Here is a 14,627-nt window from a genome sequence, read left to right as displayed (position 1 = left end):
CACGCCGTTGGCGTGACGACCATTGATCTTCTGCTGATTGTACCCTCGATCACGCCGTTGGCGTGACGACCATTGATCTTCTGCTGATTGTACCCTCGACACGATTTGAACGTGCGACCAACGGTTTAGGAAACCGCTGCTCTATCCAGCTGAGCTACGAGGGCGAATATCGAATAAAAAACTTATTCCGGTTTTTTACTGACGATCACTTTGGCATGACGAATGACTTTATCGTTGAGATAATAACCTTTTTCATGCTCGTCCACGATGGTATTGGATTCTTTGTCCGGCATATCCAGCTGCATCAATGCATCGTGCAGATTGGGATCCAATATTTTTCCGACCGACTCCATAGGCTTTAAACCTTTTTCCGTCAGTATCTTAATCGTCTTTTTATAGATAAATTCAAAGCCTTGTACAAATTGCTGCACCTTGGGATCATCCGTAGGTACATCTTTTGCTGCTTTCATTGCGCGTTCCATATCATCCAGCACAGGAAGAATATCCGTCAACAACCGTTCATTGGCGGTCAGGATGAGTTCCTGAAATTCTTTGGCTTTACGTTTTCTGAAATTATCATGATCCGCCAGCGCACGCACCAGTTGATCTTTCAGCGCAGCGATCTGGGTTTCATAATCCGGGGTTTCTATTTTAGCTTGTTCCTCGGCAGGTTTTTCCATTGCATCCAGATCTTCCGACGCGGATGCTACGGTTTCATTAGCGGTCGTATTTTCTACGACGGGTGTTTCTTCGGATACGGGAGACGGACTGTCAGACATAGTTTTAAAAACGTGTTTTAATTAGTTGGTGAAATAGTTATTAGTTTAAATTGAAAAAGCTTTATCCAATACACGGGCTGTATGTTCGACGAGCGGAATTAGTTTTTCATACGGCATACGTTTAGGACCGATGATGCCCACGGTTCCGGTGCCTTCACCCATACGGTAAGGCGCCGTGATGATGCTGCAACCGTTGATCGAAGATACACCATTCTCTTCCCCGATCGTCACTGTTACGCGGTCCGACGAACGCTCGGCCAAGATACCCGCTACGCGCTCTTTTTCCTCCAGTAATGCAAACATTGTCTGCATCTCCGTACGCCCGACAAAATCCGGTTTGGCTAAAATATTATTCGTTCCTGCCATCGTCACAGACTGACGCGTGCTAAAATTAAATAACTGCGCCGCCGAATTGAGCAACACACGTACCAACGCTTCTTGGCGGTCACTGAAACGATAACGTAAATCCCGGAGTCGTTCGCCGAATGATTTGCGAATTTCATCTACGGTGAGACCGCTCAGGCGTTCGTTGATGGCCAAGCTGATCTCGTGCAAGTGTTCACGCGACAAACTGTCACGCACATCCAGAATAACCGTTTTGACAAATCCGCTACGCAGGGAAAGTTCGATCAATACCCGGTCGTGTGCAACTTCCGAAAACCGCATTCGATCAAATACGCTCTGATGAAATTGGGGTGCGAGGATAATGCCGAGTTCGTTAGAAATTTTGGCCAAGGCTCTGGAGGAGTGATATAAAATCTCATCAACACCGTCTTGTATGCGCGAAATGTCACGTGCGAGCGCCAGTACGGCATCCGATATTGTCGCCATGTCTTCAGCCGGTAACGATATCGGCCCCGCCATCGCATCCACATACGCGCGGTATGCTCGATCCGTAGGAATACGACCGGCCGATGTGTGCGGATGCGTAAGTAAGCCCTTGTCTTCCAGATCCGCCATAATGTTACGTATCGTCGCCGCACTCAATTCCCACGGCAAAATTTTGGACAACGTGCGTGAACCTATCGGCGTTCCGTTTTCGATAAACGATTGAACGATTTTGCGTAACACAATGTATTCGCGTTCTGAGAGAGGTATCATCGCATTACTCTTCTGTCAATGTCACGCCGGTTTCTCTGAATACCGTGAGTCCCCAGCCTTCGCAGCCCACCCAAATATGATCTTTATCGCCGACGAAAACTGCCGTCACACGATCCGCCGGTAGTTTCGAATTGGCAATAGTATATGTAGTCCACTTTGTCCCGTCAAACTTGACAAGGCCTTTGGTCGTAGCGATCCATTTGTTCCCGGTGCCGTCAATCGCCAAACCCCGAATAAGATTATCCGGAATGCCGGAGTTCGTCGTATTATACAGTTCTATTTTTTTTCCATCAAATCGCATCAGACCGCGCGCCGAACCAAGCCATATGATGCCTGATTTTTCGATCGCAATACTTTTGATATTGACCACCGGCATTTTGATAGGGCTATAGGACGTCGTATCGTAACCAACCCATGTCGTGTCTTTAAATTTGAATACGCCGCCGTCTTGTGTGCCGATCCATTTATTTCCGGCTGCATCCACGACAACGCATTGAGCCACGTCATCCAAAAGACCGGAATTGGTATGGGTGTACGGCGTCCATTCGGTGCCGTCGAAGCGCCCAAGTCCTCCGCCCGTTGCCGCCCACACTGTCGTATTCTCAAACGCGATACCATTGATCAAATCGCCGGGCAATTTCGATTCGGCGGTGGAATAAACGTCCCAGTTTTGACCGTCAAAAGAAGACAAACCAAGGTTCGTACCGATCCATATTTTACCTTTTACATCGCGGGTCACATATTTGATATCGTTATCCGGCAGGCCGTTATTGACGGTATAGACTTTACGTTTTTCGGTGGCTTTGTCAAACTGTACAAGACCGGTGCGCGTACCATACCAAATGGACGCACCGCTCTCGACGATGGAAGTGATTTGATCTTTTTTAGTATCGGAAAATGTCACCCATTCCGATTTGCCGCAACCGGTAAACGACAAAAAACAAAGACCGGCTAACGTTATGCTAATTTTTCCTTTTTTCATGATCAACTCTCCTTTTCAAAATCCCAAAGCCCACGGGGGTCGTTATTCGACCGTCCACGTATCGCCTTTATGCAAAAGTTTTTTCAGATCACCGGGTCCCATTTTGTCTTTAGCCAAGGCGATCTGAGTACGCATATCTTCCTCATAACAACTTTTTTGTATGCTGCGGAAAACACCGATCGGTGTAGGAAGTCCCGGCGCTTCGGTCATCTGGCTGTATATAAATGCCATCACCGGATCCGTATTGTGCATATCGTGCACGAGCAGATCGTTGACAGAGCTCGAACCGTCTTCCAGATTGACAACAACGGGTTTGAATCCGTCAAGGCGAATCCCTTTATTTTTTTTGGCACCAAACACAAGCGGTTTGCCATGCTCAAGCCATATCGTATTATCGGGTTTGGTGTCTTTTTCCGTTAAATGTTCAAACGCGCCGTCGTTGAATATATTGCAATTTTGGTATACTTCGACGAACGACGTACCGCGGTGTTTGATCGCCGCGCGAATCACATCCTGAAGTCCTTTGGGATCACGATCCATCGCGCGTGCTACGAATGTCGCTCCGGCACCGAGTGCTACGGATAAAGGATTAAGCGGATGTTCCAGTGAGCCCATCGGCGTGGATTTGGTAATTTTGCCCGTTTCGGAAGTCGGCGAATATTGACCTTTGGTCAATCCATAAATCCGGTTATTAAACAGCAGATAATTGATATCCAAATTACGTCGCAAAACGTGCAGAAAATGGTTACCGCCGATGGACAGCGAATCCCCGTCGCCGCTGATGACAAACACGGTCAGTTCCGGATTGGCGGCTTTGATGCCGGTTGCAATCGCGGGCGCGCGCCCGTGAATCGAGTGAAATCCGTAGGTATTCATATAATACGGAAAGCGGCTGGAACAACCGATGCCCGACACAAATACATATTTTTCTTTTTGTGTTTGAAATTCCGGCAAGGTACGCTGTACTTGTGCCAAGATGGAGTAGTCGCCGCATCCCGGGCACCAGCGAATTTCCTGATCGGATTCAAAATCTTTTTTTGCGTAAACGGGTTTGATATCCTGTACCATCGTATAAACCTGCTTCTTTTTCTTAACTCTGCACCGCGACGTTATTAACAACGATCGGGCAGAAAAATTATTTCTTTAAAATTTCCGTAATTTTATTTTCGATTTCACGTACGCTAAACGGCTGACCGGTCACCTTATTGAGTCCGATCGCATCCACGAGATATTCCGCACGGATCAACATGCGGAGTTGGCCGAGATTGATTTCAGGAATCAGTACATGTTTGAATCGTTTGAGAATCGCGCCAAGATCTTGCGGAAACGGATTGATCCAACGCAGATGAATACGGGACACGCTCAATCCTTTTTCGCGGCTTCGATCAACGGCTGTACGAATTGCGCCGTAGGTACCGCCCCAACCGATCACCAAAAGATCACCCGAGTCCGGTCCGTCTATTGATAACGGATTCCACTCCTGCGCGATACGTTTCACTTTTTCGCCGCGAATGCGCACCATATAATCATGATTTTCCGGTTCGTAATTGACCGTACCGGCGATATTTTTTTTCTCCAAGCCGCCGATACGATGTTCGAATCCCGGCGTACCCGGTACAATCCACGGGCGTGCAAGCGTTTTTTCATCGCGAACATACGGCGTAAACTTTTCACCGGTGAACGTCCGATGCGCAGAAAATTCGTTGAGTTTATCGGAATCGGGAATGAGCCACGGTTCGGCGCCATTACCGATATATCCGTCGGCGAGCAGAAATACCGGCGTCATATATTTGACTGCAATGCGTGCTGCTTCGTAGGCGCATTCAAAACAATCGGCCGGACGCGAAGCCGCAATGATGGGCACGGGCGATTCACCGTTACGTCCAAACATCGCTTGCAAAAGATCGGACTGTTCGGTTTTGGTAGGAAGCCCTGTGCTCGGACCGGCGCGTTGTACATTGATCACGACCAGCGGAAGCTCGGTCATCACGGCAAGACCTATAGCTTCGCTTTTGAGACAGACACCGGGGCCGGACGTACTCGTGATGCCAAGTTCACCGGCAAATGAAGCGCCGATCGCTGCGCATATCGCCGCGATTTCATCTTCGGCCTGAAACGTTTTAACGCCAAAATTTTTATACTTCGCAAGACCGTGCAAAATATCGCTGGCCGGCGTGATCGGGTACGAACCTAAAAACAATTCCAATCCCGATTTTTGAGAAGCCGCTACAAAACCTAAAGCGATCGCTTCGTTTCCGCTGATATTGCGATATTTTCCGGCGGGTAACTTGGCCGGAGGGATTTCATACGAATTAGCAAAGGCTTCTGTCGCTTCGCAATACGCATAACCCGCTTTCATAGCGAGGATATTGGACTCGGCGAGTAAAGGCTTTTTGGCAAATTTTTCTTTAAGAAATTTGATCGTACCGTCCATCGGACGATTGTACAACCAGGCTATCATGCCGAGTGAAAAAAAATTTTTGCAACGCTCCATGGATTTGTGATCAAGCCCCGTATCTTTGAGCGCCGCTTTGGTATGAGACGACATATCCACTCTAAAAAGCTGATAACCGTCCACCGTACCGTCCTCGAGCGGATTGGTCGCACAGTTGGCCAGTTTCAGATCGCGTTCGCCAAACGATTCCGCATTGACGATCAATACGCCGTTGGGTTTGAGGGATTTGATATTGGCTTTAAGCGCGGCGGGATTCATCGCGACTAGGACGTCCACTTCATCGCCGGGCGTATGGATATCAAAACTTCCGATGTGCAATTGGAAACCACTCACACCGGGCAATGTACCGGCGGGTGCACGAATTTCCGCGGGGTAATCCGGCAGTGTGCCGACATCGTTACCGAGCAACGCCGATGCATTCGTCAATTCCGTACCGACAAGCTGCATACCATCACCGGAGTCACCGGCTAAGCGGATCGTTACTTCGTCCAGATTCAAGACCGATTCAGCGGCCATATAACATTAACACCTTTCCAAGAATGAATAACATGACTTTACCTGTCTAATCTGCTACATCGGGACAACATAACACGCAGGCATCAAAAGTGCAAGAGCCAGCCGGGAATAGTTTGATGATTTTTATATTCATGTGCCGTATCCGGGATTTGCAGTCCTGCATGTTCATGTAGTTTACCGACCGCACCACTCTTTTTTATACTCTGCCCAAAGAAACGTATTTTTATCCCATTAATTATTCCATCAAAGAAAACATGGTAATAACCTCCGCTCTCCTGACATCCGAAGATAAAGTATTAAGAATCTTGTCCAGCTACGCGCGATTTGCAGAGAAAAAAAACGTACCGTCTCTATTTTTTAATCGATTGACCGTATTGGATGAGCGGTTTTTACACCTCACGCCGTTCTGCTCAGATCAACAACAAAAACATTTTGATCATCTTATGAAGCTCCTGATCAAAAATGCGACCAACGCTCAAGGAGCCTGGCATGAATTGTATGCGGTGATAGAAAAGGGTCACATGCTGGGATTACATGTAATCAATTTTCGTAACGTGGGGAACGCTTTGTTGTCGGCTATAAAAGAGTCGTCGGATAATCATTGTTCCGACGCTATACATGATGCTTGGATGGATTTGATCACGCAAATATTAAAACGTGTCGCGATGATTGAAACGGATTTGGGTATTTCGGTAAATGAGTCGCACATAACTCAACTTACCCGGTAAAACTAACAATCAGCGTCAGTATCAATCCTATCATCAAAAGGCCCGAGGCAATAACCAGTATCGTCTGTATCATCGGTGATTGTAAATCCATGTTGCCTGCTTATTTTGCTATTTTCATAAAATTTGCTCTGATAATTTAGAGTTAATCCTTTCGAAACACTACTGCATGACAATGTGGTTTTTTCATCGGTAATAAAAAAAACGGCGTTACTGAGGTTACTACCCGTTCACGCCGCCGGTTCTCATTGAGAGTGGGTTAATTTATTCTTAATAAAAAGAATCCGTTCACGATAATCCCATGCTTTAAAAATACCATCGGACAAACAAATGAGCACGTGTATCCCACGCATGAACATCGAAGTCAATATTACCGTCTTCATCATCCTCGTATTCATCACCATAAGTTCGACCGACTTTCGTATAGATCACCTGCGCTTCGCCGCCAATACTAAAAAAAGGAGAAAAATAATATTCACCACCCGCCACCGGTCCGAGATACAAGTCGGATCTATTCCGTTTTTCACTACGGGCATTCTCATAACCAGGTTCTTCGTACGAAGAGCTACTTTTGTCTTCTACAAAGGCTTTACCAAAGCGTACGCCAAGATAGGTTTCTGTCTGTTCTCGTTTTTTGCGGTAAAGAACACCCACGCCATATCGTGATATTTTCAACGTCGAGCTGGATGAATAAGAATAAATTCCTTCTTCACTATTTATTTTACCGGACATCGTATTAAAACTTACTTCCGGTTCCATGCGCCACTTGCCATTGATATTAATGGGCACATAAATACCCATAACCGCCCCGGTTTTGTAGAATTTGTAATCTTCATCATCACCAAACCGGTGCGTATTCGTTCCAATCGAAATACCGATTCCGAATTTTGTTTTAGGATGTCCGGCATCGTTGCTTTCCCCATCCTCTTGCGCTTGCAGTGATAATCCGAAAAATAACACCATACTCAAAAACACTAATCTCTTAAACCACTTCATTTTTCCTCTGCTTTTTATAAACCATCTGAATCCAAAGGTTTTTTACAGGAAACCTCATGCCTTCAAACGTGAACCGTACTAAACATTCACTATTTCAAGAACATCATACGCTTAGTGAATCGTTTTCCTCCGGATTCCAGGCGGTAAAGATACACACCGGATGAAACGCGTTGGCCCATATCATTATTACCATCCCATTGCAAACGATACGTTCCTTGCGGCGCATAACCATTGATCAGCGTACGCACCTTTTGCCCGAGCAGATTATAGACGATAAGCGACACTTGCCCTGACACCGCAATATCGTAACGAATCGTCGTCGTCGGGTTAAACGGGTTGGGATAATTTTGATTGAGCACAAACTCCGTCGGCAATACCTCGGCTTCGGAATCGTAGACCAACGCATACGTGCCGGACTTTTCTATCGTCGTTATGACCACGCCAGCTTTGTATTGCATCGTGCATTCCTGCCAGACGGAAATCATCGAATAGTCGGGATATTTTTCTTCATCCGTCCACCGCACGATGCGATACCGGCCTTTGTCCCGATGTTGTACAGGCGCGGACAGACGAATCGTCATCGTTTCATCAAAACTGATCGTCACGGCTTGCATTGTCGCATCTGATTTATTCATGCCGATTTCTTCTTCGCTTACCAGTACGATACTCTCTTTTGCCCCTGAAACCCGTGCGAGTTCGAAACCATGGATCGCCAGCGGTTTGCTGAGCGTGCTCACCTGAATCGTACGATTGATCGCCGGACTCACGTTATTACCCAAATCCGTGACCGTGCCAACCACGGTGAGTGACGTCGGCAGCGTCGTGAGATCGTATTGACCGGAATAACGTTTGCTGTCCCGCTTGGTAAGCGTGACCGACGCATTATTGACCGTTAATGCGGCGCTATTCAATATTTCATTACCGCCGACCGTAAAGCGAACGCGCGGAAGCAATGGTGATGCCAATGCTGCAACAAAACCCGATGGTGCAGTCACGTCGATGATCGTTATCTGTAATGTGTCGTTAGCCGTTAATGATCCGTCACTGGCTTGTACGGCGATTTTAGCCGTGCCGGTAGCCAGATTAGAACCGGTAACATAGATCGAGTCATTGCCCAGCGAAGCGGTCAGCCCGCTCGTCAGCGATGTAACCGAATACTGTAGCGTGCCATTATCCACGTCGGTAAAATTATCGGTCAGCTTTTCAATAAACGCCCGCGTAAAAGTCTGTGACAATGTCGTATCACGCAAAGCTAAGGCTAATAGCGGTGCATCATTGACGGGCGTCACCGTGACGGTGATCGTGTCATACACGGATGTATTTCCGTCTGTGGCCGAAATGCGCAGTGAGCTTGGACCCGTAGCATCGGCTTGTGCAGTGATGTACAGAGAGTCCTGACCTATACGTGCCGATACGATACCGGATACTATCAGTACGTTGTACGTCAGAAGATCATTATCCGGATCGGAAAAATATGATGTGAGTTTAGTAACCAACTGATTACTCACATCTTCATTAAATGACGTATCGCGCAACGCTGTCACACGATACGGGGCGTCTTGTATGGGAGTCACTTGCACAATAAACGTATCCGATACGGACAAATCGCCATCCGACGCCATAAGTTCGACGACCACATCTCCGTTGAAATTTATCGCCGGTTCAATATACAGAGAATCATCGCTTACTGTGATCTGCGCGCTACCCGACAACACATTCGATTGAATCGTAAGCGCATCCTGATCCACATCCGAAAAATGATCACTCATGCGCATCAGAAAAGTTTTCGGTACGTCCTCGTTAAGCATTGTATCACGAACACCCGCGCTAACATACGGCGCATCATTGACGGGGTTGACGGTGACGGTGATCGTGTCGTACAGTGTATAGCTACCGTCCGAAGTTGTCATCGCGATTTTGACTTGACCGTTAAAATCGGCTACGCTCGCGATACGAATGGTGTCCACGCTCCGATTGACGGTGACGCCTCCGGATAAAGCTGACGCATTAAAAGAAAGTCCCGTGGTATTTCCTGAGAGACCATTTTTTAGAATCACCGCCGTCGCTGTTCCAAAATCCTCATTGAGATTAATATTAACCAAAGGTGTTGAGCGTGTGAACGGTGCCTGAATCGCAAAACCTAAATCCATGATCTGACCAAACGCAACCAGAGAATCCGCATTAACATGATTTTGGAAATAACTTATACTGAGGCGCATACGTGTACTTAAGCCAGCTGCAAGACCGACGGGTATCGTTAAAACCCCGTTGGCTTTGGATCTCCCGTAGTGATAAAATGCATGCTCACCGGCATCATTAAAATCTTTATCGCCATTGTAATCCACCCAAATATTATAATGCACCGAGTCTACGGCTTGCAAATTGGGATCTATGAATGGCGTCAAACGCACAGAGGCTTGCGTTGAATTCAAAGGAACCGTTAGTGTGGAGGCTGCCATGAGATCATGATATCCACCGTCCTTTATGCGACCTGTTTGCATGGTCAATGAGCCGATAGTAATTGAATCCGTTATCAAATATTCGGGCAGTGTAACATAAGTATGCCAACAATTTCCACGCGGCGCTTTGTATCCATCGGCTGTTAGCGGATTTGCAAAAAAACGAACATTATAATCAGCAACTTCACCATAATCCGGTGTAACGTAAGGATCCATGACAGGCGTACCGCGACTCATGAGGACACGCATCCTCGAATCAGCGGGCGTTATAAACGCAGGTATTTTTATGTAACCAACGGCTGAATCCTGTCCGCTTCCCTGAAAAACTAATTCATCGGCGTCAAATACTTTATTGGCATCAAAATCTATCCATACGCTAAAATGTTCTATATAGGAAGCCAGAATAGCAGACTCTGAAAATCTAAAAACAGAAAAATTCACAGAATAGGACTCTCCGGCAAATGCCCATAAAGTGTATCCGGCATCGTTTAAGAGATTTGATCCTGCAAGATTCTTAAAGCCATCGCTTGGATAAAACAATACCGGGCTCTCAAGCGAACCTATTTTAAATTTTCCGATAAGTTCAGAATCCGCATTAGCACCGATATTAAGTTGATAGCCGTCAATCACCTGCGGTGGACTCAAATACGCAGTAAAGTCTTCCACCTCGCCGACGACATCGTCGCAAGCGCCTGCGATTGGATTGGCGCTAACGGCTAATCGAACCGGCACAGTACCATAGGACGATGAACCACCAAGCAATATTGGTAACTGAATCGAATCGGCCGATGAAGAGGCCGATACAGTTCCTCCGGCTAGTCGTTCGGAAGGTTCCTCAAATTGACCGTCGCGATCTATATCCATCCACATCGCATAATGTTTTGCCGTGGCGTCAGGATAAGAAATCATCATTTTCACTTTTTTACCGAGGATCAAATTGAATACATAGTTCTTCTTGATGTATCCACCCGAAGACCATCCCGGATTGACCGGGAATTCGCCTTTATTGCTGATAGAGACATAATCAATCTGAATATTACCTTGCTGTGTGCCGGATGGCATACAGCCTATAGTAGCCCCCACTACGCCGGGCACGCCCACGGCATCCCATGCGGCTTTGACCGTAGCCACATGTGCAGAATTGACATCCTGAGCAGCAAGTTCGGTCGCTTGTCTGAAATCAGAAAAATTGGAATTGGGCGTCACATATTGTTTGAACGCCTGATAAAATATTTTTTCTGCTTCTGAGATTCCTATCGGTGTTATATTATAATTTATTCCAAATTTATTCGCACCGGAACCTCCATTGACTAATAGGTAAAACCAATACCGCGCTACCTGACCATTGATATGCCCCGTAGCACCCGTCGAAAAATCCCAATCAATGGATTTATAAGTCATCAAAAAATTGAAATCTCTCGATGAGGCAATAGATTCAGAGAATACCCACACGTCGCGGTTCATGCCAAATTGTTGATTACCGTAGTTATCAACCAGAGCCCCCCAAATATCAGCACATCCTTCATGCAGCGCTTTCCCTTCTCCTGAATAATTCAGATTGGATAGCCCAAACATAAGGCCGTGCCCAAATTCGTGCCCGACGACATCCAATTCTGTCCACGGATTTACAGATTGATACTGCCCGTAGTGCACGGAGTAACCGTCCCAAAAAGCGTTTGGGTAATTAGTATTGTAATGAACAAAGTTGATCATTGGGGCGTTGTTACCATCCCAACTGTTTTGGTTATGCACATTTTTCCAGTAATCATATACTACTCCGGCTCCCCAGTGCGCATCAAGTGCGCCATCGTCCGAGTTACCGTTATGGTATTCAGCGGCGGTCCATTGATTGTCGTTATCCACGAAATGTGTCGAGTCCGCATCATTGACACTGTGATTGAGATTGTAGGTAATAACACCATTGCCGCGGGTCATATCTTTGAGGCGGAACTGATTGGGTGCGATCGAATCGGTTTTGATCGTGCGTGTTCCTGCATACCGCGTAGCCGCGGTACCAGTAGCTGTTCCATGATATATCCGATTTATTTTTCGAACCACTTCGCCCGAGGATGCATCCACGTATACCCAATCGCGGCTCACCGGTTTGGACGCATAAATATCAAACTTGTACGCCAAGCGAAAATCCGGACGTTCACCTTCTTTAGCGATATTGACGACAACTGTTTCGGCCTTAGGATAGAAGCTCGCCTGAGGATTATCGGTAACTTCTTTTAATATTTTTTCTTCATGTGCATCCTGCCATTTGTACGCTTGCGCACCGATATTTCCTGTCGCTTTGGATAGCGCTTGTACTTCTTCTACTTTAGGTGTAATCGCAATGTGTGCCGGTAAATCTGTTTCGCCGGTGACGGCATAGATACCCCGGTGGTCGGAGTGCACTTTGATGATAGCATCTTCCACGGGGATCGAACGGTACATCATTTGGAAGCTCTCGTGCGTTTTACCGTAGCGGTCTGTTTCACGGCTCAACCTCTTGAATGATATTTCCTCCGCCGCTCTTAGGGTACGGCGCAGAAAGGCTTCGTTGCTCTCACGACTACTTTTTTCGAATTCCCCTGTCAAAAAAGAAACCCGGCTCTGTGCATGTAGCGTCGAAGCGAAAAATAAAATCAACGCGCTCGAGATTATTATACGTGTTGTATTGTGCTTATGTATTGTAAAAAAATTCATGATTATTACCCTTTCGCCACCGTTTTTGAAAATAGAGCGGATAACTGCTCCAGCTTAACCGCCAATACCTGTGCAATATCTGAGCCATTGAGGTCGGCATTGAACCCGCTGTCTATCAATTTTATTTTTTGAAGCGTCATAGAAAAATTATTATTTTCATAATAACACAATGCCTGAACCAATACCAGATCCGCTGCCGTAACCCCGTCATCCAACGTTAGCACAAAATCAGCGTCCTTGGAAAGCACGGTATCCGCACGCTGTATCGCGGAATTAAAATCCGACAGCGCCCACCCCGTGAGGCTCCAGCCGGCATAGGCATCGGCATCTTTGGCGGCCGCAATTGTCTGGAAATAAACATTGGCATTCGCGTAGTCATGCAACCTCACCGCGCTCCAACCCGCACCGGTATAACCCGTTACAGGATCTGATTCGACAAGACTTAAGAAACTTGCCAACGCATCTTCGTAATTTCCTTCAGTGAAAGCTTGTTGAGCTTCCTTTGATAAATCTTCTTTGCCAGCACCACCACTGCTACAAGCCGTCATCAGACAAAGCAAAATGCTCCATGCTATCATTTTCATAATGATGAACCTTTTTTATGTAGAAACTGATTTTGGATATCACGTACACGATAGGATAAAAAGAAAAACAACCCATTAGTGCTACATCTGAATGTAGCCTCCCGCAAACGATACCGTATTTGAATGTAGTGCCTTGGTTTTATGTTAGCCGGTAAAACTGAGAATGAGGATATAAATCAGAACCCCAACTATAACTAAAAGAAACAGGTGGAGAAAGGCCGATACAGAAAGGAATTGAAAGAATTTTTTCACTTGGAACACGAGAGTTATTTATGGTAATAAATACTTTCGTGCAGTAAAAAAACACTACATGATCGTGTTCATAATCAAATCTGTCCGCGAATAAACTTGGAGACGAGCTCGCCTTTGGAGTTGACGTGCAGTTTTTTGTAGATATTTTTGATGTGGAAACGGATAGCATCAATAGACACATTCATCTGTGCGGCAATCAGTTTATAACTGAGTCCGTCCACCAAACCCTGGACTACCTGACGCTCTTTAGCCGTCAATACGTCATCTTCTTTGGGTTTGGGACTGAAATACTGAATCACTTTACGTGCGATTTGCGGCGACATCGGCGCACCGCCGGCGTTCAGTTCGGTCAAAGCATCCCGCAACTCAACCAAGGGTGTATTTTTCAAAAGATAACCGGAAGCACCCGCGCATAAAGATTGAAAAATTTTTTCTTCGTCATGATACACGGTAAGCATCGCGATATCTACCTGCGGCCACTTACGCTTTAGTATGCGAATACCATCTATGCCGCTCATGCCCGGCAATTGAATATCCATCAATACGATATCCGGGCGCGGCCCTTCTTCCATACGGGCCAAAAAAAGTTCTGCCGTCGGATCGGATGATAATACCTTAAACCCGGGTTGGCTGCTCAGGTATTTGGTAATACCATTGCGAATATCGTTATCGTCTTCGACGATTGAAACGCAAATCATGGGCATTTCTCTTTCACTAATCACACTATTATACTCCTATGCTTATTGATAATCAATCCCGTATTGGTATCACAATCCGAATCGTCACGCCTTGGCCGGATTTGACGTCAAACTTACCGCCTAAAGATTCGGCACGCATTCTCATGTTCTTCATCCCGTTTCCGCCCATCGTAACACCGCCTGTGAAACCTCCGCCATTATCCTCCACCTCCAGATGGATCTGCTTATCTTTGAGTGTCAGCCGTATCACCACCGCCGTTGCGTCGGCGTACTTATATATGTTATTCACCGCTTCTTTAAAGATCAGATACACATTCTGCTTCACCAGTACCGGCAGCGTGATGGCTTCATCCATCCCGGTACTTTCAAACTTTACGGTAATATTTTTT

At 46.4% G+C, this 14,627-nt stretch carries 11 protein-coding genes and 1 tRNA gene; 1 reads left to right on the top strand and 11 read right to left on the bottom strand.

Annotation, left to right across the window (positions count from 1 at the left end; genetic code table 11):
* Window positions 1–90: 90 nt before the first annotated feature.
* The 6 genes from HUU58_15675 to HUU58_15650 all read right to left on the bottom strand — a co-directional run bounded on the left by HUU58_15675 (window position 91) and on the right by HUU58_15650 (window position 5,833).
* A tRNA-Arg gene (locus tag HUU58_15675) sits at window positions 91–164 on the bottom strand.
* Between the two features lie 18 nt (window positions 165–182).
* On the bottom strand, window positions 183–779 hold the full coding sequence (locus HUU58_15670) for a nucleotide exchange factor GrpE (protein NUN47113.1): 597 nt from the start codon (window positions 777–779) through the stop codon (window positions 183–185).
* Between the two features lie 45 nt (window positions 780–824).
* Window positions 825–1,880, bottom strand: a complete 1,056-nt coding sequence (hrcA, locus tag HUU58_15665) for a heat-inducible transcription repressor HrcA (GenBank protein ID NUN47112.1) — start codon at window positions 1,878–1,880, stop codon at window positions 825–827.
* Window positions 1,881–1,884: 4 nt separating this feature from the next.
* Window positions 1,885–2,862, bottom strand: coding sequence for a hypothetical protein (locus HUU58_15660; protein NUN47111.1), 978 nt, complete (start codon window positions 2,860–2,862; stop codon window positions 1,885–1,887).
* Window positions 2,863–2,904: 42 nt separating this feature from the next.
* A complete protein-coding gene (locus tag HUU58_15655) occupies window positions 2,905–3,930 on the bottom strand; it encodes a 2-oxoacid:ferredoxin oxidoreductase subunit beta (GenBank protein ID NUN47110.1) in 1,026 nt (341 codons plus the stop codon).
* A 67-nt stretch (window positions 3,931–3,997) separates the two neighbouring features.
* Window positions 3,998–5,833, bottom strand: a complete 1,836-nt coding sequence (locus HUU58_15650) for a 2-oxoacid:acceptor oxidoreductase subunit alpha (GenBank protein ID NUN47109.1) — start codon at window positions 5,831–5,833, stop codon at window positions 3,998–4,000.
* Between the two features lie 254 nt (window positions 5,834–6,087).
* Between HUU58_15650 and HUU58_15645 the strand changes: the two genes are divergently transcribed.
* A complete protein-coding gene (locus tag HUU58_15645; GenBank protein ID NUN47108.1) occupies window positions 6,088–6,561 on the top strand; it encodes a hypothetical protein in 474 nt (157 codons plus the stop codon).
* Between the two features lie 303 nt (window positions 6,562–6,864).
* On the opposite strand, the gene HUU58_15640 is transcribed toward HUU58_15645, so the two are convergent.
* The 5 genes from HUU58_15640 to HUU58_15620 form a co-directional block, all read right to left on the bottom strand.
* Window positions 6,865–7,554, bottom strand: a complete 690-nt coding sequence (locus tag HUU58_15640) for an outer membrane beta-barrel protein (protein ID NUN47107.1) — start codon at window positions 7,552–7,554, stop codon at window positions 6,865–6,867.
* 89 nt (window positions 7,555–7,643) lie between these two features.
* Window positions 7,644–12,596, bottom strand: coding sequence for a tandem-95 repeat protein (locus HUU58_15635; GenBank protein NUN47106.1), 4,953 nt, complete (start codon window positions 12,594–12,596; stop codon window positions 7,644–7,646).
* Between the two features lie 113 nt (window positions 12,597–12,709).
* Complete coding sequence (locus tag HUU58_15630; protein NUN47105.1) at window positions 12,710–13,288, bottom strand: hypothetical protein; 579 nt, start codon at window positions 13,286–13,288, stop codon at window positions 12,710–12,712.
* A 326-nt stretch (window positions 13,289–13,614) separates the two neighbouring features.
* Window positions 13,615–14,238 (bottom strand): response regulator transcription factor, encoded by a 624-nt coding sequence (locus HUU58_15625; protein NUN47104.1) that lies wholly within the window; start codon window positions 14,236–14,238, stop codon window positions 13,615–13,617.
* A gap of 52 nt (window positions 14,239–14,290) precedes the next feature.
* Window positions 14,291–14,627 (bottom strand): hypothetical protein (locus HUU58_15620; GenBank protein NUN47103.1); only part of this gene is annotated, 337 nt, incomplete at its 5' end.

The organism is bacterium, from assembly GCA_013360215.1.
Classification (GTDB): domain Bacteria; phylum CLD3; class CLD3; order SB21; family SB21; genus JABWCP01.
Note: the sequence above shows the minus strand (reverse complement) of the source record. Positions and strands in the feature narration are given on the sequence as shown.